This window comes from Pseudaeromonas sp. HNCC25DJ180 (genome assembly GCF_055413345.1).
Window position 1 is genome coordinate 195,491 of record NZ_JBVAYF010000006.1, and the last position, 26,475, is coordinate 221,965.

General features: G+C 59.1%; 21 protein-coding genes. 8 read left to right on the forward strand and 13 right to left on the reverse strand.

The genetic code is table 11. The features are described from left to right. Positions 1–153: 153 nt before the first annotated feature. The 6 genes from ACZYTD_RS07560 to lptM form a co-directional block, all read right to left on the reverse strand. Positions 154–2,550 carry a hypothetical protein gene (locus ACZYTD_RS07560; RefSeq protein WP_463890859.1) on the reverse strand — a complete coding sequence of 799 codons (2,397 nt, stop codon included), beginning with the start codon at positions 2,548–2,550 and terminating at the stop codon, positions 154–156. Between the two features lie 267 nt (positions 2,551–2,817). Continuing rightward, positions 2,818–3,846 carry a tyrosine recombinase XerC gene (gene xerC, locus ACZYTD_RS07565; RefSeq protein WP_463890862.1) on the reverse strand — a complete coding sequence of 343 codons (1,029 nt, stop codon included), beginning with the start codon at positions 3,844–3,846 and terminating at the stop codon, positions 2,818–2,820. After that, positions 3,740–4,435 (reverse strand): DUF484 family protein, encoded by a 696-nt coding sequence (locus ACZYTD_RS07570; protein WP_463890865.1) that lies wholly within the window; start codon positions 4,433–4,435, stop codon positions 3,740–3,742. Before ACZYTD_RS07570 ends, xerC begins: the two co-directional genes overlap by 107 nt. Continuing rightward, on the reverse strand, positions 4,432–5,262 hold the full coding sequence (gene dapF, locus ACZYTD_RS07575) for a diaminopimelate epimerase (RefSeq protein WP_463890868.1): 831 nt from the start codon (positions 5,260–5,262) through the stop codon (positions 4,432–4,434). Before dapF ends, ACZYTD_RS07570 begins: the two co-directional genes overlap by 4 nt. Before the next feature lie 9 nt (positions 5,263–5,271). Next, positions 5,272–6,522 carry a diaminopimelate decarboxylase gene (gene lysA, locus ACZYTD_RS07580; protein WP_463890869.1) on the reverse strand — a complete coding sequence of 417 codons (1,251 nt, stop codon included), beginning with the start codon at positions 6,520–6,522 and terminating at the stop codon, positions 5,272–5,274. Positions 6,523–6,593: 71 nt separating this feature from the next. Beyond that, positions 6,594–6,758 (reverse strand): LPS translocon maturation chaperone LptM, encoded by a 165-nt coding sequence (gene lptM, locus ACZYTD_RS07585; RefSeq protein ID WP_463890871.1) that lies wholly within the window; start codon positions 6,756–6,758, stop codon positions 6,594–6,596. A gap of 71 nt (positions 6,759–6,829) precedes the next feature. Here lptM and cyaY point away from each other — a divergent pair, with 71 nt between their 5' ends. Together cyaY and ACZYTD_RS07595 are read left to right on the forward strand one after the other, a co-directional pair. Further along, the gene (cyaY, locus tag ACZYTD_RS07590) at positions 6,830–7,141 is read left to right on the forward strand and encodes an iron donor protein CyaY (protein ID WP_463890874.1); all 312 of its coding nucleotides are present in this window, start codon (positions 6,830–6,832) and stop codon (positions 7,139–7,141) included. After that, the gene (locus ACZYTD_RS07595; protein ID WP_463890877.1) at positions 7,138–7,446 is read left to right on the forward strand and encodes an Rdx family protein; all 309 of its coding nucleotides are present in this window, start codon (positions 7,138–7,140) and stop codon (positions 7,444–7,446) included. Before cyaY ends, ACZYTD_RS07595 begins: the two co-directional genes overlap by 4 nt. Positions 7,447–7,549: 103 nt before the next feature. Here the strand turns inward: ACZYTD_RS07595 and ACZYTD_RS07600 are convergent, their stop codons facing one another. Further along, positions 7,550–10,036, reverse strand: a complete 2,487-nt coding sequence (locus tag ACZYTD_RS07600; protein WP_463890879.1) for a class I adenylate cyclase — start codon at positions 10,034–10,036, stop codon at positions 7,550–7,552. Between the two features lie 321 nt (positions 10,037–10,357). On the opposite strand from ACZYTD_RS07600, the gene hemC reads away from it, so the two are divergent. The 6 genes from hemC to ACZYTD_RS07630 all read left to right on the forward strand — a co-directional run bounded on the left by hemC (position 10,358) and on the right by ACZYTD_RS07630 (position 18,341). Beyond that, complete coding sequence (gene hemC, locus ACZYTD_RS07605) at positions 10,358–11,284, forward strand: hydroxymethylbilane synthase (RefSeq protein ID WP_463890918.1); 927 nt, start codon at positions 10,358–10,360, stop codon at positions 11,282–11,284. Next, positions 11,281–12,015 carry a uroporphyrinogen-III synthase gene (locus ACZYTD_RS07610; protein ID WP_463890880.1) on the forward strand — a complete coding sequence of 245 codons (735 nt, stop codon included), beginning with the start codon at positions 11,281–11,283 and terminating at the stop codon, positions 12,013–12,015. The genes hemC and ACZYTD_RS07610 overlap by 4 nt, the downstream gene beginning before the upstream one ends. Next, complete coding sequence (locus ACZYTD_RS07615; protein WP_463890882.1) at positions 12,012–13,109, forward strand: uroporphyrinogen-III C-methyltransferase; 1,098 nt, start codon at positions 12,012–12,014, stop codon at positions 13,107–13,109. Before ACZYTD_RS07610 ends, ACZYTD_RS07615 begins: the two co-directional genes overlap by 4 nt. 10 nt (positions 13,110–13,119) lie before the next feature. Then, entirely contained in the window at positions 13,120–14,322 is a 1,203-nt protein-coding gene (locus tag ACZYTD_RS07620) for a heme biosynthesis HemY N-terminal domain-containing protein (protein WP_463890884.1), read from the forward strand. A 182-nt stretch (positions 14,323–14,504) separates the two neighbouring features. After that, positions 14,505–16,775, forward strand: coding sequence for an LTA synthase family protein (locus ACZYTD_RS07625; RefSeq protein ID WP_463890886.1), 2,271 nt, complete (start codon positions 14,505–14,507; stop codon positions 16,773–16,775). Positions 16,776–17,123: 348 nt separating this feature from the next. Continuing rightward, complete coding sequence (locus tag ACZYTD_RS07630; protein WP_463890888.1) at positions 17,124–18,341, forward strand: ammonium transporter; 1,218 nt, start codon at positions 17,124–17,126, stop codon at positions 18,339–18,341. Between the two features lie 132 nt (positions 18,342–18,473). Here ACZYTD_RS07630 and ACZYTD_RS07635 read toward each other — a convergent pair whose 3' ends face one another. The 6 genes from ACZYTD_RS07635 to ilvG all read right to left on the reverse strand — a co-directional run bounded on the left by ACZYTD_RS07635 (position 18,474) and on the right by ilvG (position 26,268). Beyond that, positions 18,474–19,475: a DUF2860 family protein gene (locus tag ACZYTD_RS07635; protein WP_463890889.1), complete on the reverse strand. Its 1,002-nt coding sequence runs from the start codon at positions 19,473–19,475 to the stop codon at positions 18,474–18,476. Between the two features lie 366 nt (positions 19,476–19,841). Then, positions 19,842–21,374 (reverse strand): threonine ammonia-lyase, biosynthetic, encoded by a 1,533-nt coding sequence (ilvA, locus tag ACZYTD_RS07640; protein WP_463890890.1) that lies wholly within the window; start codon positions 21,372–21,374, stop codon positions 19,842–19,844. 2 nt (positions 21,375–21,376) lie between these two features. After that, the gene (gene ilvD, locus ACZYTD_RS07645; protein ID WP_463890893.1) at positions 21,377–23,227 is read right to left on the reverse strand and encodes a dihydroxy-acid dehydratase; all 1,851 of its coding nucleotides are present in this window, start codon (positions 23,225–23,227) and stop codon (positions 21,377–21,379) included. 187 nt (positions 23,228–23,414) lie between these two features. Then, the gene (locus tag ACZYTD_RS07650) at positions 23,415–24,341 is read right to left on the reverse strand and encodes a branched-chain amino acid transaminase (RefSeq protein WP_463890895.1); all 927 of its coding nucleotides are present in this window, start codon (positions 24,339–24,341) and stop codon (positions 23,415–23,417) included. Positions 24,342–24,358: 17 nt separating this feature from the next. Beyond that, entirely contained in the window at positions 24,359–24,625 is a 267-nt protein-coding gene (gene ilvM / locus ACZYTD_RS07655) for an acetolactate synthase 2 small subunit (RefSeq protein ID WP_463890897.1), read from the reverse strand. Further along, the gene (gene ilvG, locus ACZYTD_RS07660; RefSeq protein WP_463890899.1) at positions 24,622–26,268 is read right to left on the reverse strand and encodes an acetolactate synthase 2 catalytic subunit; all 1,647 of its coding nucleotides are present in this window, start codon (positions 26,266–26,268) and stop codon (positions 24,622–24,624) included. Before ilvG ends, ilvM begins: the two co-directional genes overlap by 4 nt. Positions 26,269–26,475 lie beyond the last annotated feature (207 nt).

The window sequence follows — 26,475 nt, forward strand, 5'->3', positions numbered from 1 at the left end:
AAGGCGCTCAGGGTCAGCTCGGGGGTGAGCCTGGTCATAGACATCGGTCAGGTGGTTGGCAAAGCTGTGGCGCAGCTTGTGGGGGTGAACATGAGGGGCCACAAATATAAAGGCCACCCGAAGGTGGCCAGATAACGCGCTTGACACAGACACTCAATTTATCGGCTTTTGCGCCAGATCCGCATCGGCCTCGCTCTCATCGAGGAAGAAATCTCCCGCCCAGGTAGCCATATGCCCGGAACGGGTACCGATGGCAGAAGCCGCAACGGCTACAGTGTCATAGCAGGTATACCAGTTATAGGGGTCGGATCTATTGGGAATGGTGAAGATCAGTGCCCCGTCGGCATCGTTGATAGGCCACTGCTGGTAGCCCTTATTCACCAGCTTGAGCTTGATCTTCTGCCACCCGGTCTCCAGTGTACCGCCGGTTTTCAGATCCCGATTGGTCACCCAATACCAGGTGCGTGGCTGGTGATTGGCATCGTAGCGGAAGGAAGGGGTCAACAGCAGGCCGTTATAGTCACTGAGTCCCGGCAGCAGGGAGGCGTCGATCTTCTCCAGTGCAATCCCCTGAGTGCGTAGCGCTTCTACCTTGTCGGCCAGATCCGCCACCTCGCGGCTACCCCACTCGGCAAAGCGATGTCCGACCCAGAGATCGTTAGCGCCCTTGAGGGTCACCACATACTGCTGTCCCACCTCAGTGGTGTCGGCGGTGAAATTATACCCGTCACTATGGTAGTTAACCCAGGAGGCGTAGAGCCGCTGTTCGCTGTCGCTGACATCAGTGGTGATGCTGCTGTACTTGTTAAACTCTATCCCCTGCGGCGCCTCATCGCTGACCAGCTTTTGGGCCTTGTCTATATCCAGCAAATAGCGATGACCACTCATCCGGGTCACCAGCTTGCCGTCCACCAGCGAGGAGCTGCGGCTCTTTTCATACCAGTAGTAAGTCTTGATAGCGGGTTGCTGCCAGTTATAGTCGGCATACTCCTCGAATTGACCATCCAGCGGACTGGGATAGACGGGCGCCTCCGAGCTCTCGACCAGCGTGCCATCAGCCTTGCGCACCAGCTGGTAGTGTCCATTGACAGTACCGTCATTGCCCCAATCAATCAGCAAATCGGCTGTCATGGCACCACTCTCCTGACCCTGGGTGGTCAGGGTTTGTCCATAGGTGGCCTTGGGCTGCATCTCTTCGCCAGCTATCTTGAGCCAATCTGCCAACTGGAGAGCCGTCACGGCTTCGGGAATATCCTTAGGCGCCTCAACCAACGCCGTTTGGGTAATTGTGCTCTCCCCCTGGCGGGTGACCGTCACACGCAAGGCCAAATCGACCCGGCTATAATCCTTGGCCGCTACTGCCGCCTGCAGATCCTGACCATCATAGAAAGACTCATATTGAGCTGACACCTCTGCATTCCGCTCGACGGATACCCCTCCCTGATCGATAAAGGACCAGAAGGTTTCCCCCTGCGCCGTACGCTTTCCCTGCTCGAAAGCCTGGCCGAGCAACTGCAGCTGACCATCCTTGTTCAGATCCTTTTTCCAGGTCAACTGGCGCACAAACTGGCCATCGGCCTGACGGGTTTCGGTGCGGGTAAACTCGCGGTAGCGCAGCGGCTGGCCGTTGAGCCGTTCCACGTCCTTGATCGCCCGATCCCAGTAGTAGTCAACACCGCTCTCTTCCACCACCACAGAACCATTGGAGCCCTGAGTGACCCTGCGCTGCGCATCACGCTTGAGCAGCACTGCCCCATGGGTGTCTTCATCCATATGAGTCAGCAGCGGCTGTGGCTTGTCCTTGATCTCCACCTTGCCACCTTCGACCAGGACAACCTTGATCTCCGGCATGGCGCTGGCGGCCGCAGAGGGGTTCTCCGCAAGATAGCCACCGAGCACCTTGCCCATCTGACCGGCTTGTTGCAGCAACGTGCCCCGGGTGCTCTCATCCAGCTTTTCCGGTAGCAGGGTGGCAATCTGGGTGGCATAGAACTGGCTCTGGTAATCCTTGCTGGCCATAAAATCGGTATGCAACGCCTCGACCTGGCTGCTCTCCAGACCCAGATCGCTGGCCACCTTGCTGGCCGCCTCCTGGCTTGTGCTACCAACGTTGGCGCGCATGGTCTGATCGATCAGAGTCGTAAAGGGGGTCACCAGGTTATAGTTGCCCGGAGCGGACATCAGATAGGTGCGGGCCACGGTGACCGGTTCACCCGTACCATCCCCCCTATCTCTGGTCACACCGGCAATGGCCTGCACCATGAAGCGATGGATGGCTGGAGTCGCATTGGCGGAGGTCTCACCCTTCAGCGTTGCCTGACCGCTGGCATTGGTGCGCGCCGTCGGCTCGTTGCTGTCGAGTACCCCATCGTCATCCTGATCCAGCCAGACCACAGCATTTTCCAGATAACCATCAATGACGGTCACCGACCTCTCCCAGGTAACCATTTTCTCTGGGGTCGAACTCCCGCCGCCACCGCCGCCGCATCCACTCTGCAGCGCCAAGGTGGCAAGCAGTAGCGCGCCTAATCCTATCTTGTTGTTTTTCATCATTTATCCCGATTGAGTACCCAGTTTTACGTCGCAATCCTGCGGCAGGTATTGTAAAAGCGGGTAAAGTTTCATTAATTATCGGGGAAAAAACCAGAGCCAAATGGTGACTCTGCACTTTTATACGACGGGAAAGAGATGCGCAGGAGTTAGGTTATGACAACCGTGAACAAGTGATTTCAAACTTAGATTAAAAAAACCAATAAAATCAATAGGAAATAAACATTCCACCCTATTAGTCATGTCGGTGATTTTGTAACAGATGTTTTATTCACTTTGATCATCATCCGCATTACGTTTGGCGCGGGGGTGAGCCTTGTCGTAGACATCGGCCAGGTGGGTAAAATCCAGATGGGTGTAGATCTGGGTGGTGGTCAGGTTGGCATGTCCCAAGAGCTCCTGGACGGCACGCAGATCACCGGAACTCTCCAGCAGATGAGTGGCAAAGCTGTGGCGCAGCTTGTGGGGGTGGACATGGGGCGCCAGCTCCTGCTTGATACCCCATTGGGCCAGCCGCAGCTGCACCGAACGGCTGGTGATGCGCCGCTTCTGCTTGCTGAGAAATAGCGCCCCTTCACCCTCCAGCGCCAACAGCGGGCGTAACGCCAGCCATTTGCCTAACCACTCCAGCGCCATACGGCCAATGGGCAGGATGCGCTCCTTGTTGCCCTTACCCACCACCCGCAACTGACGCTCTTCCAGTCGCAGATCGCTCAGGTTCAGCCCCACTAGTTCGGAGAGACGCAGGCCAGAGGAGTAGAAGAGCTCCATGATGGCGCGATCCCGCACCGCCAGGGGATCGCTCTCCTCCGGTATGTTCAGCAGTTGATAGACCTGATCCACATCCAGATTCTTCGGCAGCGGGCGCCCCTGCTTGGGGGTGACTATGCCGCGGGCCGGATTGGCCTTGAGCTCCTCCAGACGCACCAGATAATCGAGAAAGCTGCGCAGGGAGGAGAGCTTGGTGGCCAGGGTGCGCGGGGCCGCTTTACCACTCCGCCGCAGACGCACCACCAGAGCGCGCACCAGCGGCGGCTTGAGCTCGCGCCACTCGACCAAGCCCAACTCGGCGGCCAATCGGCTTAGTTCATGGAGATGGAGACGGTAGTTATTCAGGGTGTGGGGGCTGTACTGGCGCTCGACGCGCAGATAATCGAGAAAACGAGTCACCCAGGGCAGCAGGGGCTCGTCACTCACGAGCGTGCACCAGGGTGGGTAGCAAGAGGGTGATGAAGCGCCCCAACTGCTCCAGCAACAGGCTATCCATGCCCCCGTGATAGTGTTCCGGGTTGGCATGGCCAAAGGCGAGAAAGCCCAGTTCCCCCTGCTCCCCTAACCGCAGCAGGGCCATGGAGTGGACCAGGGCATCGGGGCCAAACAGGGTGGCGCGATCCGCCTCCTGCACCCGGCCAAAGTAGACCCGCTCACCGCGCATGGTCTGATGGCAGATCTGCTGGTAACGACTGCCCTCCAGGGTAAAGCCTTTATCGCTGCGCTTGGCCTGCACGGCACCATCGTTGATCCAGAGGGCGCTGGCAGGAATACGCAACCGCTCACGAAAGGTCAGATGCAGCCGCTTCCAGAGCTGACGCAGTGTGGTGCAGGCGAAGAGCTCGGGGTAAACATCGGCATAGACGCGAAAGATGTGCTCGTTGCGGCTGGCATTGCTCATCAGAGCCCGCAGCTCCTGCTCCAACTCCAGCACCCGCTCCCGCTGCCGCTCCTGTTGTAACTCGATAAGGGAGATGGCACCACGTAACGGATGGGGGATCAGCAGGCTATCCAGCAGAGCCTTGTGATGCAGGAAGAATTCAGGGTGGCGCAGCAGATACTCCACCACCTCCTCTTCCTGCTGCATGCCGCGCAGCAAGCCGGGCTCACTCACAGCTCGATCTCGCCATCGAAGACATGCTCGGCGGGGCCTGTCATGAAGACGGGGGTACCCGGCCCCTTCCAGGCAATCTGCAAACTGCCACCTGGCAGTTGGACCTTGACGCGATCCCGCAGCTTACCCTGGCTCATGCCGATCACGGCGGCCGCACAGGCACCGGTGCCACAGGCCAGGGTCTCACCCGCCCCACGCTCATAGACCCGCAGGCGGATCTCGCTGGGGGAGACCAGCTCCATGAAGCCCACATTGACCCGCTCGGGGAAGCGGTCGAAACTTTCGAGCAGCGGGCCCAGGCTTTCGACCGGAGCCGTTTTCACGCTCTCGACCTCCAACACGCAGTGGGGGTTACCCATGGAGACCACACCGCACATGACGGTCTGCTCTGCCACCCGCAGCAGGTAGGTCTTCTCGGGTTTCTGCGCCCGGAACGGCACCTTGGCCGGCTCAAACTCGGGCACCCCCATGTTGACCGTCACCTGATTGTCCTGCTCCAGTTGCAGCACGATACGGCCGCTCATGGTGCTGACCGCGATGCGATCCCGGTTGGTGAGCCCCTTCAGGCGGACGAAGCGGGCAAAGCAGCGGGCGCCATTGCCACACTGCTGCACCTCGGAACCGTCCGCATTGAAGATGCGGTAGTGGAAATCCTGCTCCGGATCATAGGGCGGCTCGACCAGCAGCAGCTGATCGAAACCTATGCCGAAGTGGCGATCCCCCAGCTTCTTGATCATCTCTGTGCTCAAGAAAATCTTCTGGGTGACGCCATCTATGACGACAAAGTCATTACCCAGGCCGTGCATCTTGGAAAATTGGATCAGCATTGTCTCGCCTCAGGGCAGTAGGTGCTCAAGCCGCCACAGGTCGGCCAGCGGTTCCCGCTCCCGGACCAGATGGGCTTGTGCGCCATCCACCAGCACCTCGGCGGCACGGGGACGGGTATTGTAATTGGAGGACATGGCAAAGCCGTAGGCTCCGGCGGAACGCACCACCAGCAGATCGCCCTGAGCCAAGCCCAGCGCCCGATCCTTGCCGAGGAAGTCGCCGGTCTCGCAGACTGGCCCCACCACGTCATAACTGCGCACTGTGCGCTCCAGACTCTTGTCTGCCGGAATGATGTTCATCCAGGCGCCATAGAGGGAGGGGCGGATCAGATCGTTCATGGCCGCATCGACTATGGCAAAGTGGCGATCCTCACCCAGCTTCAGGTACTCCACCTCGGTGACCAGGACACCGGCATTGGCCACTATGGCCCGGCCCGGTTCAAAGATGAGCTGCAGGTCGCGGCCAATCAGTTTGGCCTTGAGCGCGGCAGCATACTGCTCCGGGTGCGGTGGATTTTCATCGTTGTAGTTGACCCCCAGGCCACCACCCACATCCAGATGGTGAATATGAATACCTTCGGCCGCCAACTGGTCGATGAGCACCAACAGACGATCCATGGCCTCGAGGAAGGGCTCCAACTCGGTGAGCTGGGAGCCGATATGACAGTCGATGCCCACCACCTGGACATTGGGCAGCGTCGCGGCGCGGCGATAGAGCTCCACGGCGCGATCGATGGGCACACCGAACTTGTTCTCCTTGAGGCCGGTGGAGATATAGGGGTGGGTACCGGCGTCGATATCCGGATTGACCCGTACCGAGACCCGAGCCACCTTACCCAGCTCACCGGCCACCTGATCCAGGCGCTCCAGTTCCGGTTCGGACTCCAGGTTGAAACAGAGGATCTCCTGCTCCAGGGCATAGACCATCTCTTCACGACGCTTGGCCACGCCGGAGAAGACCACCTTGCGCGGATCCCCCCCCGCGGCTATGACCCGGGCCAGCTCACCCGCCGAGACAATATCAAAGCCCGAACCCAGGCGGGCCAACACATTCAGCACCGCCAGGTTGCTGTTGGCCTTCACCGCATAGCAGATGAGGTGGGGCACATCACCCGCCGCATTGGCAAACGCCTTCCAGTGACGCTCCAGAGTGGCGCGAGAGTAGACGTAGAGCGGCGTACCGTAGTCGGCGGCCAGTTGGCTGATGGTGCACTCTTCGGCACAGAGTTGGCCATTGTCTCGGTAGTTAAAATAATCCATGGATCCTTGGTTCCTTACTACTTAGTACTTAGTACTGGGGCACTCCGGCCTATCCTGCCGGAGCCGCGATATCAGGGCTCAATACCCGCGCCAAGTGTCTGCTCGACCAGCTGAGTTTGCTCCTGAGCGGGCGGTACATCCTTGGGCATATAGAGCGGGCCCTTGAGGCCGCAGGCGGTCAACTGAGTGAGAGCCAACAGCAGGAGCCCGCGCCAGGCAAATTGGGGTTTATTCATGGGCCTAGTGCGAAAGCGGATTGGCCCTCTATAATCGCACTCATCCTTTTAAATGCAATAGGACCCGCGTGATGAAAGAGAGTGAGTTTCACCGCCTGGCGGAAGAGCAGTTCCAGCTCATCGAAGAGGCTGTCGATGAGTGTGGCGTCGATATTGATTGTGACACCAGTGGCGGCGTCTTGACCCTCAGCTTCCCCGACAAGTCGAAGATCATCATCAACAAGCAGGCGCCCCTATGCCAGATCTGGGTGGCGACCCGCTTCAATGGCTACCACTTCGACTACAGGGACGAGCAGTGGATCGACAACCGGGAAGGCCATGAGCTGATGTCCCTGCTCTCCGCCGCCTGCAGTAGCCAGTCCGGTGCCGAGGTCTCCCTGTGAACCCATCGGCAGACGCCAACAAACCCGTCATCGACATCTACTACTGCCGCCAATGCAACTGGCTGCTGCGCTCCGCCTGGATGGCCCAGGAGCTGCTCTCCACCTTCAGCGAAGAGCTGGGCAGCGTCAACCTGCACCCGGATACCGGCGGCCACTTCGAGATCTTCATCGATGGGGTCTCTATTTGGGAGCGCAAACGCGATGGTGGCTTCCCCGAGGTAAAGCATCTGAAACAGCGGGTACGCGATGTGATCGACCCGGAGCGCGATCTGGGGCATGTGGACAGAGAAAAAACTGAAGGTTAATGAGTTACCGAAGATGGCGGCCACTGGCCGCCATTTTTTATGTAGAAAGATGAGTCAAGAAGAGTGAGGCCCTGCAGCTACTCTGCCTGTTTGGTTAGGGAACCTATTTAGGCGCGGAGCGATAGGGGCGGACCTGCTGTTGGCCATCGCACCAGACCACCTCATAAAATTGTGGCAAGTTGAAATTGATAAACTGATTATCAAAATTAAACCGCTCGTGGGTCAGGGTGTAATAACGATTCACACTCTGCACCAGATCATCCTTGCTGCCGGAATAATCCCGATAGATCTCCACCTGGTTATTTTCATCCAGCACATAGACATTGAAGCCCCCCTCCACGCCGTTCTCCTCAAAGAAGAACTGAATTAAGCCATCGCTGGCATAGGAGTCCACCGCCGAGGGGATGCGCAAGCTGGCCTCCCCGTCCGGCAGGGGCTGACGTTCCAGCTTGTTGCTGGAGACCTGACGGTAGAAGTCGATGGCACTCTCCATCTTGCGTACCGAGACACCGCGCCGCTCCAGAAACAGGGCATAGCGGTCATGGCCCAGCGAGAGCATCTTCACCAGCCGCTGCTTGTCACGAGCCAGGCGCAGGTCGATACACTGCTGCACCAGTTGCAGAAACTGATTGCGGATCAGACCGCGGAAGTGGCGGCTGTAGCAGAAGACATCGACCGTCTCCGGGGCCTGGGCATCCTGATGCATCTTGCCGAGTATGGTGGAGAGGGCCTCCACCACGGCATCCGGGCCATTGAAGTGCAGGGTGCGGATCTCGTTCCAGGAGTTGCGATAAACCAGATCGACCGTGCCCACCAGACACTCCTGCTCCCGACCGAAGGAGAGCACATCGCTGTTGTCGGCGTCGAACTCCAGCTCTCTATCTTCCCAGTGGGAGGTCGGATCCAGCTCCAGGTTGAGGAAGATGCCCAGATGACGGATCTCGCAGGGGCGACTCAGCGCCAGGTTGCTGGCCGGGGCAAAATGCACCGGGAAGGTGGCCGCCAGATCATGGGCGAAGAGCTGCAGGTTGAGCAGATCCAGATCCGCGCCTTGGGCATAGAGGTGCAGATTGGATTGTTGGGTCAACAAGCCGTTGAAATAGGCCCAGGCGATGAGCTTGGAGACATAGCCGTTATAGTCCAGAGGCGCGCGACCTATGATGTCGGCCGGACGCAGCGAATGCTTGTAGAGATACCAGCCGGCGCGGTTGATACGCCCTGGCGGCACCTGGATCAGACTAAGATTCGGCTCATGCAGATCGGGGGCTATCTTCAGGTTAATGCGCTGCACCTTGCCCGGCAGAGCCTCGAAGGCCGCATAGAGCTTGCGGGAGAGGACACCGATATCTTCCGGGTTGATGGACTCACTGATGTTGTTACGACGGGCAAACTGGATGAGCTGGCTATAACTCTGCATCAGAGCATCCAGCAACTCGCCATAGGCCAGCTTCACATCGGCCACCTTCCAGTGGTTACGATTATCCAGATGATGCAGGGTGTGAATATCCCAACCCCACTCACGCACCAGAGCGGTGATAATCTCGTGGCGCCAGGCCCCATGCTGCGGGCTCTGCTCATGGCTGAGCTCGTCACACACCTTGAGGTAGAAACAGCGTCGGGCCAGATCCAGCCGCTTCTCATCCCCTATGCCCTGCAGATAGTGAGTCACCTTATCCAGCATCAGGTAGTAGGTATCGAGCTGCAGGCTGTACTCAGCATGCTGCTGAAACCAGTCGCGGGTCTCGACCGAGAGCAGACGCGTCTGGGGAAATTCGGCCGAATAGGCCTCCATCAGCAGTATCTTGAGCACCGCCTTGTAGGGGGAGTCGAGCCCCTTGTAGAGCAACCAGAGCGCCGAGCCGAAATACTCCTCGGCCGGGATGCGGGCCAGACTGCCCAAGTCCAGCCACTCGGCCTGGTTGAGCACCCCCTCGCGAAACAGGGCAGCCACCCGCGCATCATACTCAGGCTCCCACTCCCCCGAGATGATGGGCCAGAGCAGGCGCTGACCGGCAATACGCAAAGCACTGCGATAAAACTCGTCCAGCAACAGCAGGTGTTGGGCGCTGCCGCAGTTATCACCGCCCAGTTCGGCCCGGTTATCCAGGCGGAACTTGTTATCGGGGATGAGGAAGAAGTTGAGCTCGACACCGCGATTCTCCGCCAGCTTGGAGATGAGCAGGCACTTGTGCTCCAGCAGTTCCAGGCGATCCGGCGCCAGGAAGTGGGAGTGGCAGACCCAGATATCCAGATCGGAATGACAGCACTGGCCGATGGAGGAGGTGCTGCCCATGGAGTAGAGCCCGAGGATGGAGCTCTCCTGGGTATGAATCCCGCCATGACAATTGGTGGCCATGCAGATGTCGTCGATGAACTCGCGCTGACTCAGAGACAGGGCAAAGCAGGCGATGCCGTGGGGAACTTCCCCGGAGACATAGCCTGGCAGGAGCGGGTGGTTGTAATGGAACAGCACAGGCAGCAGCTCGAACAGCTGTTGTCCATATTGACTCATTGCTTCCAGTGCACGCTCAGTCCTGATCTGATTGATCGCATCATAGCGCGCTATGAGCGTATCGAATTCATTGAGCAATCGTGTTGACCTTATATTCTCGGGAGATTAAGGCATGGCCCAGTCATGGCTAACCAGACAAAAGTGTGAGCATGGTAACAACAGGTAACACGCGGGTAAACCATCTTGTATGTTAGGTTTTTTGCTCTATTTAGCCAGCACCACGGCCACCCTTCCCGTTCGAGCTATGCTCGTCCCGCAAGAAAAGAAACCGGTTACCTGCTCCCCCTCCCCAGCCACAGCGCTAAAGCCCAGCGTGGGGCTCGCCTCATGCACACACTGGGTAAGAGTGTTACTATCGGGTTATCACTCTGTAGCCCGACACCCCTACGCCTGCACACTATGAAATCCCTGGTTCGCATCGCCACCCGTAAGAGTCCCCTGGCCCTGTGGCAGGCCAACTTCGTCAAGGAGCGGCTGCAAGCCCTCTATCCTGAACTCGTGGTAGAGCTGCTGCCCATGACCACTCGAGGCGACAAGATACTCGATAGCCCGCTGGCCAAAGTGGGAGGCAAAGGGCTCTTCGTCAAGGAGCTGGAGCAAGCCATGCTGGAGGGGCGCGCCGACATAGCGGTTCACTCCATGAAGGATGTGCCGGTAGAGTTTCCGGCCGGCCTGGATCTCTGTGTCATCTGCGAGCGGGAAGATCCCCGCGATGCGTTTGTCAGCAATCACTACGCCTCCCTGGCCCAGTTGCCGCCTGGTAGCGTGGTGGGCACCTCCAGCCTGCGCCGCCAATGTCAGCTACGCCACCAACGCCCGGACCTGCAACTGCGTGACCTGCGTGGCAACGTCAACAGTCGCCTGGCCAAGCTGGATGGTGGCGAATACGATGCCATACTGCTGGCAGCGGCTGGACTCAAACGTTTGGGGTTAACCCAGCGCATCACTGCCTATCTCGAGAGTCACGAGAGCCTGCCGGCCAACGGCCAGGGCGCCGTCGGCATTGAGTGCCGCAGTGACGATGCCGAACTCTTAGCCCTGCTGGCCCCCCTGGAGCATGGCCCCACCCGCTACCGGGTGCAGGCTGAACGCGCCATGAACCGCGCCCTGCAGGGCGGCTGCCAGGTGCCTATCGGTGCCTATGCCGAGCTGGAGGAGGAGACCCTCTGGTTACGCGGCATGGTGGGTAGCCCAGATGGCGCACAGCTATTGCGTGCCGAGATCCGCGGCCCAGCCAACCAAGCCGAAACCCTGGGGGTTTCACTGGCCGAGCAACTGCGGGAACTGGGTGCCGATGAGATATTGGCCGCAGTCTACGCCCAATGACGCCACTCATACTGCGCCCTGAACCCCAGGCCAGCGAGTTGGCGCGGCAACTGGCTAGCGCGGGCCACCAGCCTGTGGTCACCCCCTTGCTGACCATATTACCAGGGCGCCAGTTGCCTGAGCTCTATGCTCGCCTCCAAGCCAGTGAACTCATCATAGCGGTAAGCGCCCAGGCGGTAGAACAAGCCTCACACACGCTGGCGCGCAGTGAATTAAGTTGGCCTCAGCGTACCTATCTGGCGGTGGGCAGCGCCACGGCCGAGAGCTGGCGCGAGGATGGGGTAAGCGCCCACTACCCGGAGGATGCCCGCAGTGAGGGGCTGCTGGCGCATCCCGCGCTGCAGCACGTGGCGGGGAAAGCTATCCTGATCCTGCGTGGGGATGGCGGGCGCGAGCTGCTGGCCGAGGCCCTGCGCGCGCGCGGTGCCCGAGTCAGCTATTGTGAATGTTATCGGCGCTGTTGGCCGGAGCTGGATGGCGCTCGGCTGTGTGCCAGGTGGCATACGGCGCGGATAGACAGTGTTATCATCACCAGCGGCGAGCTGTTACGCCGCCTGCTGGAGCTGGTACCAGAGAGCGAACGCCCCTGGCTACAGCATCTACTCTTTATTGTCCCCAGCCCCCGGGTTGCCACCCTGGTCGTTGAGGCGGGCTTACCTGCACCCCGGCTGGCTGCAGGTGCCACCCATGCCGCCCTGCTGGCGGCCTTAGGCGAGAGGAATTCGGCATGACAGAACAAACCCACTCTCCACTGCCCCCGGCCGTGACAGAGTCCCTTCCCCCGCAAGCAGGTAACACCGCGGCGGCACCTGCCTCCCAGCCTATCCGCGCATCGAACGCCGGCTTGTGGCTCGGAGGCCTCTCCCTGGTGCTGGTCATCGGCGCCTGTGCTGGCGGTTATCTCTATGACAACTGGCGCAGCCAGCAACAGACCGCAGCCCTACATGCCCTGGAGCTGAAGCTGACCGAGCTGCAGAGTAAACAACCGGCCCTGCAGGAGAGTGACCAGCAGGCCCAGTTACAACTACGCAATCTCAGCTCCAACCAGCAACAACTGAACGACAAACAGAGTGAGCTGGAGAAGCAGCTACTACGCCTGGATAGCCGCCGTCCCAATGACTGGTTGCTGGCCGAGGCTGACTATCTGATCCGCATGGCCGGCCGCAAGCTCTGGCTGGAGCGCGACGTCAATGCCACCCTGTTGCTGCTGAACGAAGCGGATAATCGGTTGCGAGACTTGAACGATGCCAGTCTGCTGCCCCTGCGCCAAGCCCTGGCCAAGGATCTTTCCCAACTCAAGGAGCTGCCCCTCATCGACCGAGAGGGGGTTGTGCTGCGTCTGGGCGCCCTCATCGATAACGTGGATCAATTGACCCTGCTGGGCATCACTCCGCCCAGTAGCGAGCCAACCACAGAGGAACAACTGAGCGATAACCTGAGCGACTGGCGCAGTAATTTGCAAAAGAGCTGGCATGCCTTTGCCGAAAACTTCATCACCATTCGTCGCCGAGATGGCAATACCGAGGCGCTGGTCTCACCTCAGCAGAGCTGGTATTTGAAAGAGAATCTGAAGACCCGCTTGCTGCAGGCGCAACTGGCGGTTTACCGCGAACAGCAGGGGGTCTACGAAGACAACCTGCACAAGGCGGCAACCTGGTTGACTCAATATTTCGATGCCAATGATGGCACCAACCAATACATGCAGAGTGAGGTGGAGAAGCTGCTGGAACAGCCGATAGTCACCGATTATCCGAAACAATTCGCCACTCAGGCCCAACTGGAGGAGCTGGTCCATCAGCGTCTCCAGCGCCTGATGAGCCAATGAGGAGGAGCGCATGTTACGCATGATAGTGCTGTTCGCTGTGATAGCTGGCGCCATGATAGCCGGCCCCCTGCTGGCCGGGCATAAAGGGTATGTACTGATCGCGCTGGGTGACTACACCATAGAGATGAGCGTCGTCAGTGCCCTGTTGTTTGCTCTGCTGCTCTACTTCACCCTGCTGCTGCTGGAGGCGGCGCTGGCCAGGCTGTTCAGCCTGCGGGGCAATACCCGTGACTGGTTCCACCGCCGCCGTCGGACCAAAGCGCGACAACAGACCTTAAGCGGCGCCCTGGCCCTGGCCGAGGGGCGCTATGCCCAGGCTGAGAGCCTGATGCTCAAAGGGGCCAAGGGCAATGAGCAGGCGCTGCTCAACTACCTCTCCGCCGCCGAGGCCGCCGCCGCCCAAGGTGAGCTGGAGCGTTCGGCTCATTACCTGCAACAGGCCGAGGGTGAAGAGGCTGATGCCCGCCTGGCCGTGGGACTGATCCGGGCTCGTCAACAGATCCGCCAGGGGCAGTACCAAGCGGCCGAGAGCAGTTTGCAAACACTGCAGGGGGAGTATCCGCACCACTTTGCCCTGCTGCAATTGCTTAAAGAGTGCTATCTGGCGCTAGGCCACTGGTCATCTCTGCTGGCCCTGCTGCCCCAGTTGCTCAAACATAAGCAGATCACGGCCCGCGAACAGGATCAGCTCTATCGCCAGATCTATCCGGCGCTGTTTGCCGAGCGGGCCACTCAGCTAGGCAAACAGGGTTTGCTCTCCCTGTGGCTGGAGTTACCCAAGGCATTGCGCCAGGAGCCTGAGCTGTTAGCCGCCCTCTGCTGCCAATTGGCACAGCTGGACGCCCGCAGTGAAGGCGAACCCCTGCTGCTGGAGGGGTTGCGCAAACATCCTCATCCCGCCCTGTTGCGGATTGCCGGGGAGTGGCCCCACCCCAGCCCGGCCCTGCTGGCCCAGCTGGAAAAATCGAGTGCTCAACTAGAGCCCGCCCTGCGCTTTGAGATCCAGGGTCTGCTGCACCTGCAGCGCCATGAGTATCCCCAGGCTCAAGCCGCCCTGGAGCAGGCCGTACAGCAGGCACCAACTCCCGCCCTCTACCTGGCACTGGCCCGAGTGATGGAACAGCAGCGACTATTTGAAAAAGCCAATGGCTACTATCGCCAAGCCCAAACCCTGAACAGCCCGGCCCCGCATCCCCTACCCCAGAGAAAATAGTTCTCATCTGGAGTCGGCAACTATTACAGGTTGTCGACTCCCTCTTAATCTTGCTGTCATCTGATTGACACCTTTCTGTTATCTCGCCACCATCACCTGATTGGGCTGGCTGGTTTTTCACCATATGGAATGAAACAGACCCCATGTGGTCAAATCTATTAGGTTGGAGAAACTCGGTCACCATGCAGATGCCTCGTCTATTTCAGCGCCCCCCCGCCGCCTCAGCCAGTACCCTCTGGCAACGCCTGCTGCTCGTGACGCTGGCGGCTCTGCTGCTATTCACCCTGCTACTGCCTGTCGCCCGCATGGAAGCCCTCTATTACCCCCATTACCAACTCAAGTTTGGTCAAGTGGCCGAGCTGGATACCTTGGGGCTCATCTACAAGAGCGATCAGCGGGGCACCTATGCGGTGCTGGATGCCAACTGGGTATTCCACCAGCCGCTGACTGCCGATGAGAAGATCATCTACCGCCTGAGCCGGGTCGATAGCAAGGAGGCCAGCCACATCGAGATGGCGGTGGGAGAGCAGGAGGGGCTTCAGGCCGGCTGCCTGGCCCAAGGGTGTCGGGTTCATCTGGCTGGCAGTATTCGCGTCATGGAGGAGGAGCTGGCCGAGCAGTATCAACTCACAGCCGAGATCCACAGTCCCCAGCGCGGCAGCCCCTTCAACCAGGCGCAACTAGTGCGACAACTGCCCCAGAGTGGCTTTGATCTGCAGCGCATGGCCATCAGCCTGCTGGCCACCCTGTTGCTATGCGGCGGCCTGCTGAGCGCGATCGCCCCCACCCTGCGTCGCAGTTGGTGGCGACGCTCCATCGGCTGCCTGCTGATAGGCAACCTGGCCTTTCTCAGCCTGCATTCAAGCTTCAGCTTTCGCCTGGATGAGTTCCTGGTCTGGTCAGAATACCGTATCGAGCAATATTACCTCTCTTGGGCCCTGATGGTGCTGGGCTGGACCTTCTGTGTGCTGGTTGGCCGCCACCTCTACATGGGGTTGATGTTCACCTGCCTATTCGCCATCGGCCTGCTGGCCAACTTTGCCAAGATCAATGTCTATGGCATCCCCTTGGGCGGCGACGATCTGCAAAATCTGGGGAGTCTGCTGGAAATCCTGCTCGATCAACACAGCAGGATAGTCTGGGCCGTGCTGATCGCTTCTTTACTGATCCTGTGGCGCCTGCGGCTGTTTGGCTGGCTGCTGCGCTGCAGTGCCGTGCTCATCGCCTTCTTCGGCTTCAGCGTGTTTGCCACCCAGGCCAGCATCAAGGTGCTGGGGCCCAACATCAATTACTTCCACAGCGAAGTGAATTACCACAGGGACATGGTGCGCCGCGGTCCCACCCTCTATCTGTTCGACCTCATCAGCGGTCTGGTTTCCGGCAGCACCATCTTCACCTATCCCATTACTCCCTCCCTACTGCAGGAAGAAGCCAGCCCGGCTCCTGCCCCTGTGGGCCAGCAACCCTATGATGTGGTCATTGTGATGCAGTACGAGGCGTTGTGGCTGGGCTGGCAGGGTGGCATCTGCAAACCAGCACCGACCCTGCATCTCCCTGCGGGGGTCGAACAATTCAGCAAGGAGATCCACTCACCCACCACGGGTGGCATGACAGTGCTGGCCGAGTTCGAGATGAATACTGGCCTGCCAGTCGGGATCCTCAAACAGGGGATAGTCCCCTACTACTACCTGAGTGACAACGTACCTGGCCTGGCCCGCAGCGCCCAGCAACAAGGCTATGAGACCCGCTTCATTCACCCCTTCAAACGTAACTTCTGGGGCCGAGACAAGGCCATACCGGCACTGGGCTACCAGCATCAGGAGTTCGAGGATCAATTTTCCGCCCTGCAACAGAAGGGACTCTACGCCAGCGATCAGGCTGTGGTTGAGCACATAGTGCAGCAGGTAAACCAGAGCACACAGCCGCAATTTATCTATGCCGTCACCATGCAGGGCCATGGCCCCTTCAACCAGCAGCGCTATGCCCAACAGGAGCTGGACGCTGCCTGCCCGAATCAGAGTGAAGGCAATCGCCAGCTCCTGAATACCTACTACACTGGGGTGGTAGATGCCATGGCCTCATTGGAACAGCTGGTAACTGCGCTGCAGGCCAGTGGTAAACGCTATCTGGTACTGGCCTTCGGTGATCATCAGCCCTATCTGATGAGTGCCGGTGAGCAGGTGCTACCCAAACATGCCCACACCGAATTCACCTTCCGTATCCCCTTCATGGCCTTCTCTTCATCGGGATCTGTGCCCTTGACCCAAGCCTATGGTGGGGTGCGACAACTGTTCCAGGCCAGCCAACAGACCTCGGCACTACTGCGCGGCGTCACCCCCCAGTTGCGCCCTGCCCTGCTGCACCCCCTGCTGGGCATGGAGAAAAGTTTCTCGCTAAGCGACTACCAACTGCAGATCCATCAGAGCTTCCGTTCCGACCTCCTACCCCACTGATCCGCAAAGCTTGCTCTGGTGCAGATCACCAGGCAAGCCCCACACACCAATAACTCCTCCTTGTGGTGCATTGCACTGTAATGGGGCACAGAATAAGCGCTCATGGCTGGTGCAGCCCCTAGGGAATACCCCTGTCACCTTAGTGGCTTTTTCCATTTGAGATCAATGGATTACATTTTAAAAATATTGAAACAACAAACCTGGTACAGTTTGTGTATCAGGATGGCCCGCGCGCACCAGATCCACTCCCAAAGATGGAGCCTTGCGCCCATACCAGCAAAGAGCATGCTCATAAATGGCACATAAAATGCCCAATCAAGAGGCATCACTTCAAGATGGAGGTCGGTTGTGGTTGATGTAAACAGCGCAGTTGAAACGCTGGTCACGAGTTCGGATACCCTGTTTATTTTGCTGGGTGCCATCATGGTGCTGGCAATGCATGCAGGCTTTGCCTTTCTCGAGCTAGGCACAGTACGAGGCAAGAACCAGGTCAATGCCCTGGTCAAGATCATCACAGATTTTGCCGTCTCGACGCTGGCCTACTTTTTCTTTGGCTACTATCTAGCCTATGGTCAAAGCTTCATGGGCAGCGCTCAGAGCCTGGTGACCAACCATGGCTTCGATCTGACCAAGTTCTTCTTCCTGCTGACCTTTGCCGCAGCCATTCCCGCCATAGTCAGTGGCGGTATCGCCGAGCGGGCCCGCTTCTATCCCATGCTCATCTGCTCATTTTTCATCGTCGGTCTGGTCTATCCGCTGTTTGAAGGAATTGCCTGGAATAACCACTTCGGCATCCAAAGCTGGTTGCAGGCCGAATTTGGCGCCGCCTTTCATGACTTTGCCGGCTCAGTAGTGGTGCATGCGGTCGGAGGCTGGATAGGTCTGGTCGCCGTGATCCTGCTCGGCACCCGCCGCGGACGGGTACGCAACGGCCAGACAGTGGGCTTTGCTCCTTCCAACATCCCGATGCTGGCCCTCGGTGCCTGGATCCTGATCGTCGGCTGGTTTGGCTTCAACGTCATGTCAGCCCAGAAACTCTCTGCCATCAGCGGCCTGGTGGCCGTTAACTCGCTGATGGCCATGGTCGGTGGCACCCTGGTGGCTCTGCTGCTGGGTAAGAATGACCCAGGCTTCATCCATAACGGCCCCCTGGCCGGTCTGGTGGCGGTCTGCGCGGGTTCCGATCTGATGCACCCGGTTGGGGCCTTGGTGACGGGGGGCGTGGCGGGTGGTCTCTTCATCCTGGTCTTCACCTGGCTGCAACGTAAGCACAAGATCGATGACGTGTTGGGGGTTTGGCCGTTACATGGTTTGTGTGGTGCCTGGGGTGGTATCGCCGCCGGTATCTTCGGCAGCCAAGCCTTGGGTGGCATAGGGGGGGTCAGTTTCATGAGCCAACTGCTCGGCACCCTGCTGGGGATAGTGATCGCCGTCGTCGGCGCCCTGGTGATTTATGGCATCATGCGCCAAGTGGTGGGTCTGCGCCTGTCACAAGAGGCCGAGCACGAAGGGGCGGATTTGGCCATTCACAAGATCAGTGCCACCGCCCACGAGGTCCAGATCTGAGATTGAATCTCTCTGCTCTGTTAAAGCGGCTCCTTGTGAGCCGCTTTTTCTTTGTCTGCTCATAGCGCATCGCTAACCGCGCCAGAAACAACCAGGGCCGGATAACCGACCCTGGTTGTTACATGACACAGCTCAGAACTTGTAGAGCAGGCCGACGCTCGCCCGGCTCAGGTCGGTATCGAAGAAATTGACCTTGGAATTAGACTCGCCGTAGGCCACCGAAAAGAGGGCGCTGAGTTGATCCACATTCCAGAGGCGATGCCAGAAGAAGTTGGCGTTAACCCCCCACTCATCGGCATCCGCGACCTGGCCAAACACAGGGTTGGCCTCATCATAGTCAACCTTGGCAACCAGGAAGTTAGTGACCAGGCTGTACTTGGCCTGTAGCAGGGCATAAGTGAGTTGGGCACCGGTGCGCTTGTAGCTCATGGCGTCCCCATCGGCATCCATGCGGCGATAACTGAGGGTCGGCGTCAGGATGTTACCCGGCTTACCCATCCAGTTGTAGGAGAGTTCGACGGAATCGCTACGCCCACTGCGCTGCAGCAGAGCCAGTTCGGCCGCGCTAAGCCCGGCCACACTCGAGCCGCTACGCTCATCATCAATTTTCACATCGCGGTAGGTATAGGTGAAATCAAAATTGGAGCCCCAGACACTGTCCCAACCCAGACGCAGGCCTGATGAATCACGATCACTCTTCTCGCGGTTCTGTCCGGTCAGATAGGGATCCGCCCACACCTCGGTAGGAATGGCAGAAAAGACATAGGCAATCGAGCCAATACCCTTATTACCAAACTCCTTACGCACCCCGAACTGTTGGGTAAAGTCGAACATCACCGCATCCTGGATCAGGGTGCCGAGATACAATTGGGCGCGGCTCTCCGCCATGGTGTAACGCAGATCGATATCAGGAGAAATCTTGTAACCACTGCTGGAGGCTTGATCGTTGAAGGAGCCAATATAGCGGCTCTCTTTCTCATCCGACCCAACCAGGGTATTGGAGTTCACCTTGGAATAGGAGCCACTCAAGGCACCGTAACCAGAAAATCCGCTCTCCTTGGGGATCGGATTGACTCCGGCCTGGCAGACACTGATACCGCCACATAATCCCAAAACCAAAATAGCCTTACGCATAACAAACTCTCTTGTATAAAAAGGAAGGAAGCCGGAAGTCTAGTCCGGCAGTAACCCTGTTCACCGCGACTATTTTTTACACAAACCGAGAGGTTTGGCTACCAGATCTCGCCACGCTCCCGCTTGCCAACTTAACAGAATAGGGCTTCATATAAATACAACCCATTTTCGAAATCTATGGGTTCTATTTTGGGGGGGCGATTATAGGTCATATAATCACCTGGCTTTATTCATTCATTCCTTGGTTTTTGCCAGGTTTTACCGAAAGAACCTCTCTTTACGCTCGCCTGTGCTGGATGAAGAACAGGCAAAGGCAAGGGGAGCGATTCGCTCCCCTTCGGTTATTGACCTGGAGTTAACCCCAGCCTAGGGCGCCAGGAAGAGGCGGTAGGCCGGATCGTCGGAGACATCGTGCCAGACGTAGCCCAGTTCCTGCAGGTGCTGGTGGAACTCAGGCAAATTGCCCTCGGCCAGCTCAAACGCGCAGAGCACATGACCATAATCGGCACCATGGTTGCGGTAGTGGAACAGAGTGATGTTCCAGTGACTGCCCAGGGTTTCCAGAAAGCGCAGCAGGGCACCCGGCTGTTCCGGAAACTCGAAGCTCAGCAGGTGCTCGTTGAGCGCGGCACAGGGGCGACCGCCCACCATGTAACGCACATGGTTCTTGGCCAGGCTGTTATCGGTCATATTAACGACCGGATAACCCGACCCCTGCAGCTCGTCGGTGATCTGCTTGAGCTCTTCGCTGCCGCGAGTCAGGCGCACGCCGACGAAGAGGGTGGCCTTATCGCTGGAAGAGTAGCGATAGTTGAACTCGGTCACCACCCGCTTACCCAGACGCTGGCAGAACTCCAGGAAGGCACCCTTGCGCTCCGGTATGGTCACCGCCAGCATCCCCTCGCGCTTCTCGCCGATCTCGCAACGCTCGGAGACGTAACGCAGGTTGTGGAAGTTGACGTTGGCCCCGGAGAGGATGGCCGCCATGCGCCCCCCCACCACCTGCCGCTCCTCGGCATACTTCTTCAACCCCGCCAGCGAGAGGGCCCCGGAGGGCTCGGCGATGGCTCGGGTATCTTCGAAGATATCCTTGAGCGCGGCGCAGATCTCGTCATTGCTGACGGTGATCACCTCATCCAGGTACTGCTGGCAGAGCCGGAAGGTTTCATCCCCCATGCGCCGCACCGCGACCCCATCGGCAAACAGCGAAACCCGCTCCAGATTCACCGGCTCACCCGCCTTCAGGGCCGCCACCAGACAGGCGGAACCTTCGGCCTCGACGCCAATCACTTTGACGTTGGGCAACAGTTGCTTGATATAGACAGCCACACCGGCAGCCAGACCACCGCCACCGACCTGCACGAAGACGTGGGTCAGTCGGGTATCCTGCTCCAGCAGCTCGCGACCGATAGTGCCTTGACCGGCGATCACATCCGCATCATCAAACGGCGGGATCAGGGTATAACCATGCAGCTCACCCAACCGCCGACTCTCGGCATAGGCCTCGTCGAAATTGTTGCCGAACAGCAGCACGTTGCCACCCATGCGCCGCACCGCGTCGATCTTGATATCCGGCGTGGTGGTAGGCATGACGATGATCGCCTTGATATTGAGCTTGGCACCGGAGAGCGCTACACCCTGAGCGTGGTTGCCAGCCGACGCCGCAATCACCCCGCGGGCACGCTGCTCTTCATTCAGGCCGGCGATCTTGTTGTAGGCACCGCGCAGCTTGAAGGAGTGGACCGGCTGCAGATCCTCTCGCTTGAGCACCACATGGTTGCCCAGACGATCGGAGAGCTTCTTCATCACCTGTAACGGGGTGACTTTCGCCACCTCGTAGACCGGAGAGAGCAGTATCTTGCGCAGATACTCGCCTGCATCAGGTTGGGAACTGGACATACTTACTCCTCCAGCTTGCTGCGATCCCGCACCGCACCCATATCGGCACTGGTCGCCAGCATGGCATAGGCCTTCAGGGCATAGGAGACCACGCGTTCGCGGCCCAGCGGTTTCCAGGCTGATTTACCCTTGGCCACCATGGCGGCACGGCGCTTGGTCAGTTCAGCCTCGGTAATAGCGATCTCGATACGGCGCTCGGGGATATGGATATTGATGATGTCACCATTTTCCACCAGACCGATATTGCCACCTGCCGCCGCCTCAGGAGAGACGTGACCGATGGAGAGGCCGGAGGTACCGCCAGAGAAACGACCGTCGGTGATGAGCGCACAGGCCTTGCCCAGCCCCATGGACTTCAGGTAGGAGGTGGGATAGAGCATCTCCTGCATGCCGGGGCCACCCTTGGGCCCTTCGTAGCGGATCACCACCACATCACCCGCCTTAACCTCAGCGCCGAGGATTGCGGCGACCGCATCATCCTGGCTTTCGAACACCTTGGCCGGGCCAGAGAAGATCAAATTGGACTCATCCACACCGGCGGTCTTGACGATACAGCCATTGAGCGCCAGGTTGCCTGAGAGCACGGCCAGACCACCATCCTGACTATAGGCATTCTCCTTGGAACGGATACACCCTTCCTGGCGATCCACATCCAGATCCGGCCAGCGACAATCCTGACTGAAGGCCTTGGTGGTGCGGATACCGCCCGGGCCGGCACGGTAGAAATCCTTAACCATGACCGAAGCCCCACGGGTCACATCATAGGCCTCCAGCAGCTCTGCCAGACTCATGCCCAACACGTTGCGTACCTTGGTGTGCAGCAAGCCAGCGCGCTCCAGCTCACCGAGGATGCCCACCACGCCACCGGCGCGATGCACATCTTCCATATGGTACTTCTGGGTCGACGGCGCCACCTTGCAGAGGTGCGGCACCTTGCGGGAGAGACGGTCGATGTCGGCCATGGTGAAATCAATGCCACCTTCCTGGGCTGACGCCAACAGGTGCAGCACGGTATTGGTGGAGCCGCCCATGGCGATATCCAGAGTCATGGCATTCTCGAATGCCTGCTTGGTGGCGATGGCGCGCGGCAGCACGGATTCATCATCCTGCTCGTAGTAACGCTTGGCCAGCTCGACGATGCGGCGGCCGGCGCTCTTGAACAGCAATTCGCGGTCGGCGTGAGTCGCCAGCAGGGAGCCATTACCTGGCTGGGAGAGCCCCAGGGCCTCGGTCAGGCAGTTCATGGAGTTGGCGGTAAACATACCGGAGCAGGAGCCACAAGTCGGACAGGCACTGCGCTCGACGGCGGCCGTATCTTCATCGCTCACCTTGCTGTCGGCGGCCATCACCATGGCATCGACCAAATCGAGCTTGATCAGCTGATCGGAGAGCTTGGTCTTGCCGGCTTCCATGGGGCCACCGGAGACGAAGATGGCCGGAATGTTCAGACGCATGGCCGCCATCATCATGCCGGGGGTGATCTTGTCACAGTTGGAGATGCAGACCAGGGCATCGGCACAGTGGGCATTGGCCATATACTCCACGGAATCGGCGATCAGCTCACGGCTCGGCAGGGAGTAGAGCATGCCACCATGGCCCATGGCGATGCCATCATCCACGGCAATGGTATTGAACTCTTTAGCCACACCACCGGCCGCTTCGATCTCGCGCGCCACCAGCTGCCCCAGATCCTTGAGGTGCACATGACCCGGTACGAACTGGGTAAAGGAGTTAACCACGGCGATGATCGGCTTGCTGAAATCATCATCTGTCATGCCGGTGGCACGCCACAGGGCGCGGGCTCCGGCCATGTTGCGGCCTTGGGTGGTAGTAGCTGAACGGTACTTAGGCATGAAACTCTCCCTGAATAGACATACTGGAATTCTGATCGATCACTGAGGGCAGGAGCCAGCTTGCTGGCGAAGCTGAACGTCGCGAGCAAGCTCGCTCCTACCTGGGCTCACAGTCGAGCCCTATCACGTTGTCACATCGACAACCGAAACAAGACGAGGGAGGCAAATCGCGCCTCCCTCGCTACTCTTAATCGTTAACCGGGGTCAACCAACCCCATTTATCTTCTGTCTCACCATTGAACAGGCCGAAGAAGGCTTTCTGCAACTGTTCCGTGATGGGGCCCCGGCAACCGGCACCGACCTGGATCTTGTCCACGGAACGCACCGGGGTCACCTCGGCAGCAGTCCCTGTCATGAAGATCTCATCGGCCAGGTAGAGCGCCTCACGAGGCAGCGCCTCCTCCTTAACTGTGTAGCCCAGTTCACGAGCCAGGGTGATGATGGTGTCACGGGTGATGCCCGGCAATATGGCTGAGGTGGCAGGCGTGGTGTGGACTATCCCATTCTTGATGAGGAACAGGTTCTCGCCCGCCCCTTCACTCAGGTAGCCGTTCACATCCAGGGCGATCCCTTCGGCATAGCCATGGCGCTTGGCTTCCCGGGAGATGAGCTGGGAGGAGAGGTAGTTACCGCCCGCCTTGGCGCCGGTCGGTATGGTGTTGGGCGCCAGACGATTCCAGGACGAGACGGCCACATCCACGCCATTCTTCAGCCCCTCTTCGCCTAGGTAGGCGCCCCAGGGCAGAGCCCCGATCATCACATCGGTATGGGCATCCTTGGGCGGATGCAGACCCAGGCCCACATTGCCGACGAAGGCTAACGGACGCAGATAACCCGACTTCAGGCCATTTTCCCGCACCGTCAGACGGCAAGCCTCGCAGATGGCTTCCTTACTGTAAGGCATATCCATCCAGTAGATCTTGGCGGAGTCGAACAGGCGCTGGATATGCTCTTGCAAACGGAAGATGGCCGGGCCCTTGGGAGTGTCATAGGCGCGAATGCCTTCAAACACCGAGGAGCCATAATGCAGGGCGTGGGTCATGACGTGAACCTGAGCCTTGTCCCATTCAACCAGCTCGCCGTTGAACCAGATATATTTAGTGGTTTTTGACATCTGAATGCTTCCTTAGATTAAGCCCGGATAGGGAAAGCCGCTTGTTGGGTCAACAACTGTACCGCCACATGAGTCACATCACTCAATTTCGCCAGCTGAGTATGCAGCAACTGGATGGGTCGTTCACTCTCAACCATTACCGTTATGCAGAGATCCTGGCAATCGGCTTGGGATTCCATCTGGATGGTGCGCAGTTGAAAGCCGCGATGACGCACCACCCGCAGCACACGCTCCAATAACTCGGGACGAAATTGGGCGTGAATAGTGAGTTGATGCTGTTTCATGGTCGAGCCTCCAACATGTGTTCGTTTGCCGCCCCGGGTGGCACCAGGGGCCAGACGTTATCGCCTTCAGAAATAGAGACATGCAGCAGGTAAGCCGTCGGGCTGGCCAACAGACGAGCCAGGGCCGGGGCTACCTCCTCCTTGCGGGTAATGGTTTCGCCGGGAATGCCAAAGGCCGAGGCCATGCAGACAAAGTCCGGGTTGTCGGTGAGTATGGTCTCACTGTAGCGGCCATCGAAGAAGAGCTCCTGCCACTGGCGCACCATACCCAGACGCTGGTTATCCAGCAGCACCATCTTCACCGGCAGCTTGGCGCGGCGCAGGGTGCCCAGTTCCTGGACATTCATCATGAAGGAGCCATCGCCACTCACCAGCACCACCTCAGAGTCAGGGCGAGCCACCTTGGCGCCCACGGCCGCAGGCAGGCCGAAACCCATGGTGCCGAGACCTGAGCTGGAGATGTGATTGCGCGGGCTATTGAAGCGCATATGCTGGGCCACCCACATCTGGTGCTGACCCACATCGCAGGTCACCACCACATCTTCCGGCAGGGCATCGCTCAACTGCTTGAGCAGCAGCGGGGCATAGATGCGCTCACCCGGATGGTCATAGCGCCAGGCATGCTGTTCACGCATCCCCTGACAGTGCGCCTGCCAGGGAGCAATGCTCAGCGGCATGGCCAGACGGGGCAGCACACACTTCAGATCGGCCTGCAGGCTGACCTGTACCGAGCGGCGCTTGCCCAGCTCGGCGGCATCCACATCCAGATGGATCACCTTGGCATGGGGAGCGAAGGCATTGAGTCGCCCTGTGACTCTGTCATCGAAGCGCGCCCCCACCACCAGCAGCAAATCACACTGCTGGACCGCAAAGTTGGCCGCCTTGGTGCCGTGCATGCCCAACATGCCGAGAAAGAGCGGGCTGGCCGGATCCACGGAGCCAATCCCCTTGAGGGTGGTCACAGCTGGCATAGCAGTCGCAGCGGCAAACTCCCGCAGCTCACTGACCGCATCAGCCAGAGCCACCCCACCACCCACATAAAGCACCGGCTGCTTGGCAGCCGCCAGCAGGGCACGAGCCTCGCCCAGGGCGTCCTCGCACAGAGGCAGGATTTCGTCCACCAGATGCATGGTCGGGCGCGGCTCCAGCAGGGCGGTCTGCACATCCTTGGGAATATCGATGAGCACAGGGCCAGGACGACCGGAGCGGGCGATCTGGAAGGCCTCGGCGACCACAGCACCCAGCTCGGCAGGGTCGGTCACCATAAAGGAGTGTTTGGTGCAGGAGAGGGACATCCCCAGTACGTCGATCTCCTGGAAGGCATCGGTACCGATAAAGTCGCGCCCCACCTGGCCGGTAATGGCCACCAGGGGCACAGAGTCGAGCAGGGCATCGGCCAGCCCAGTGATGAGATTGGTCGCCCCTGGCCCCGAGGTGGCGATGCAGACCCCCACCTGACCCGAGCTGCGGGCATAGCCAATGGCAGCCATGGCCGCCCCCTGCTCATGGCGACAGAGCAGGTGCGGGATGCCACCATCGTAAAGGGCGTCATACACCGGCATGATGGCACCACCCGGATACCCGAATACTTGGGTCACTCCCTGCTGGTGCAATGCGTTGACTAGGTACTGAGCGCCATTCATCGTCTACTTCCTTGTGCTATCTGGGTGTTACATCTGGCTGAAAAAAAACCCCCGAGCTTTGGAGCCTCGGGGGTCGTTTGCTGCGTTCTGGATAGGTGATGCTTACCTTACGCCAGCTAATCTCGCCCCGAGCGGTGGAATAATCACCACCACTAGGTCCACGATAATAATGCTGACGACGACGATAAAGCTGCGCATGAGTTATCC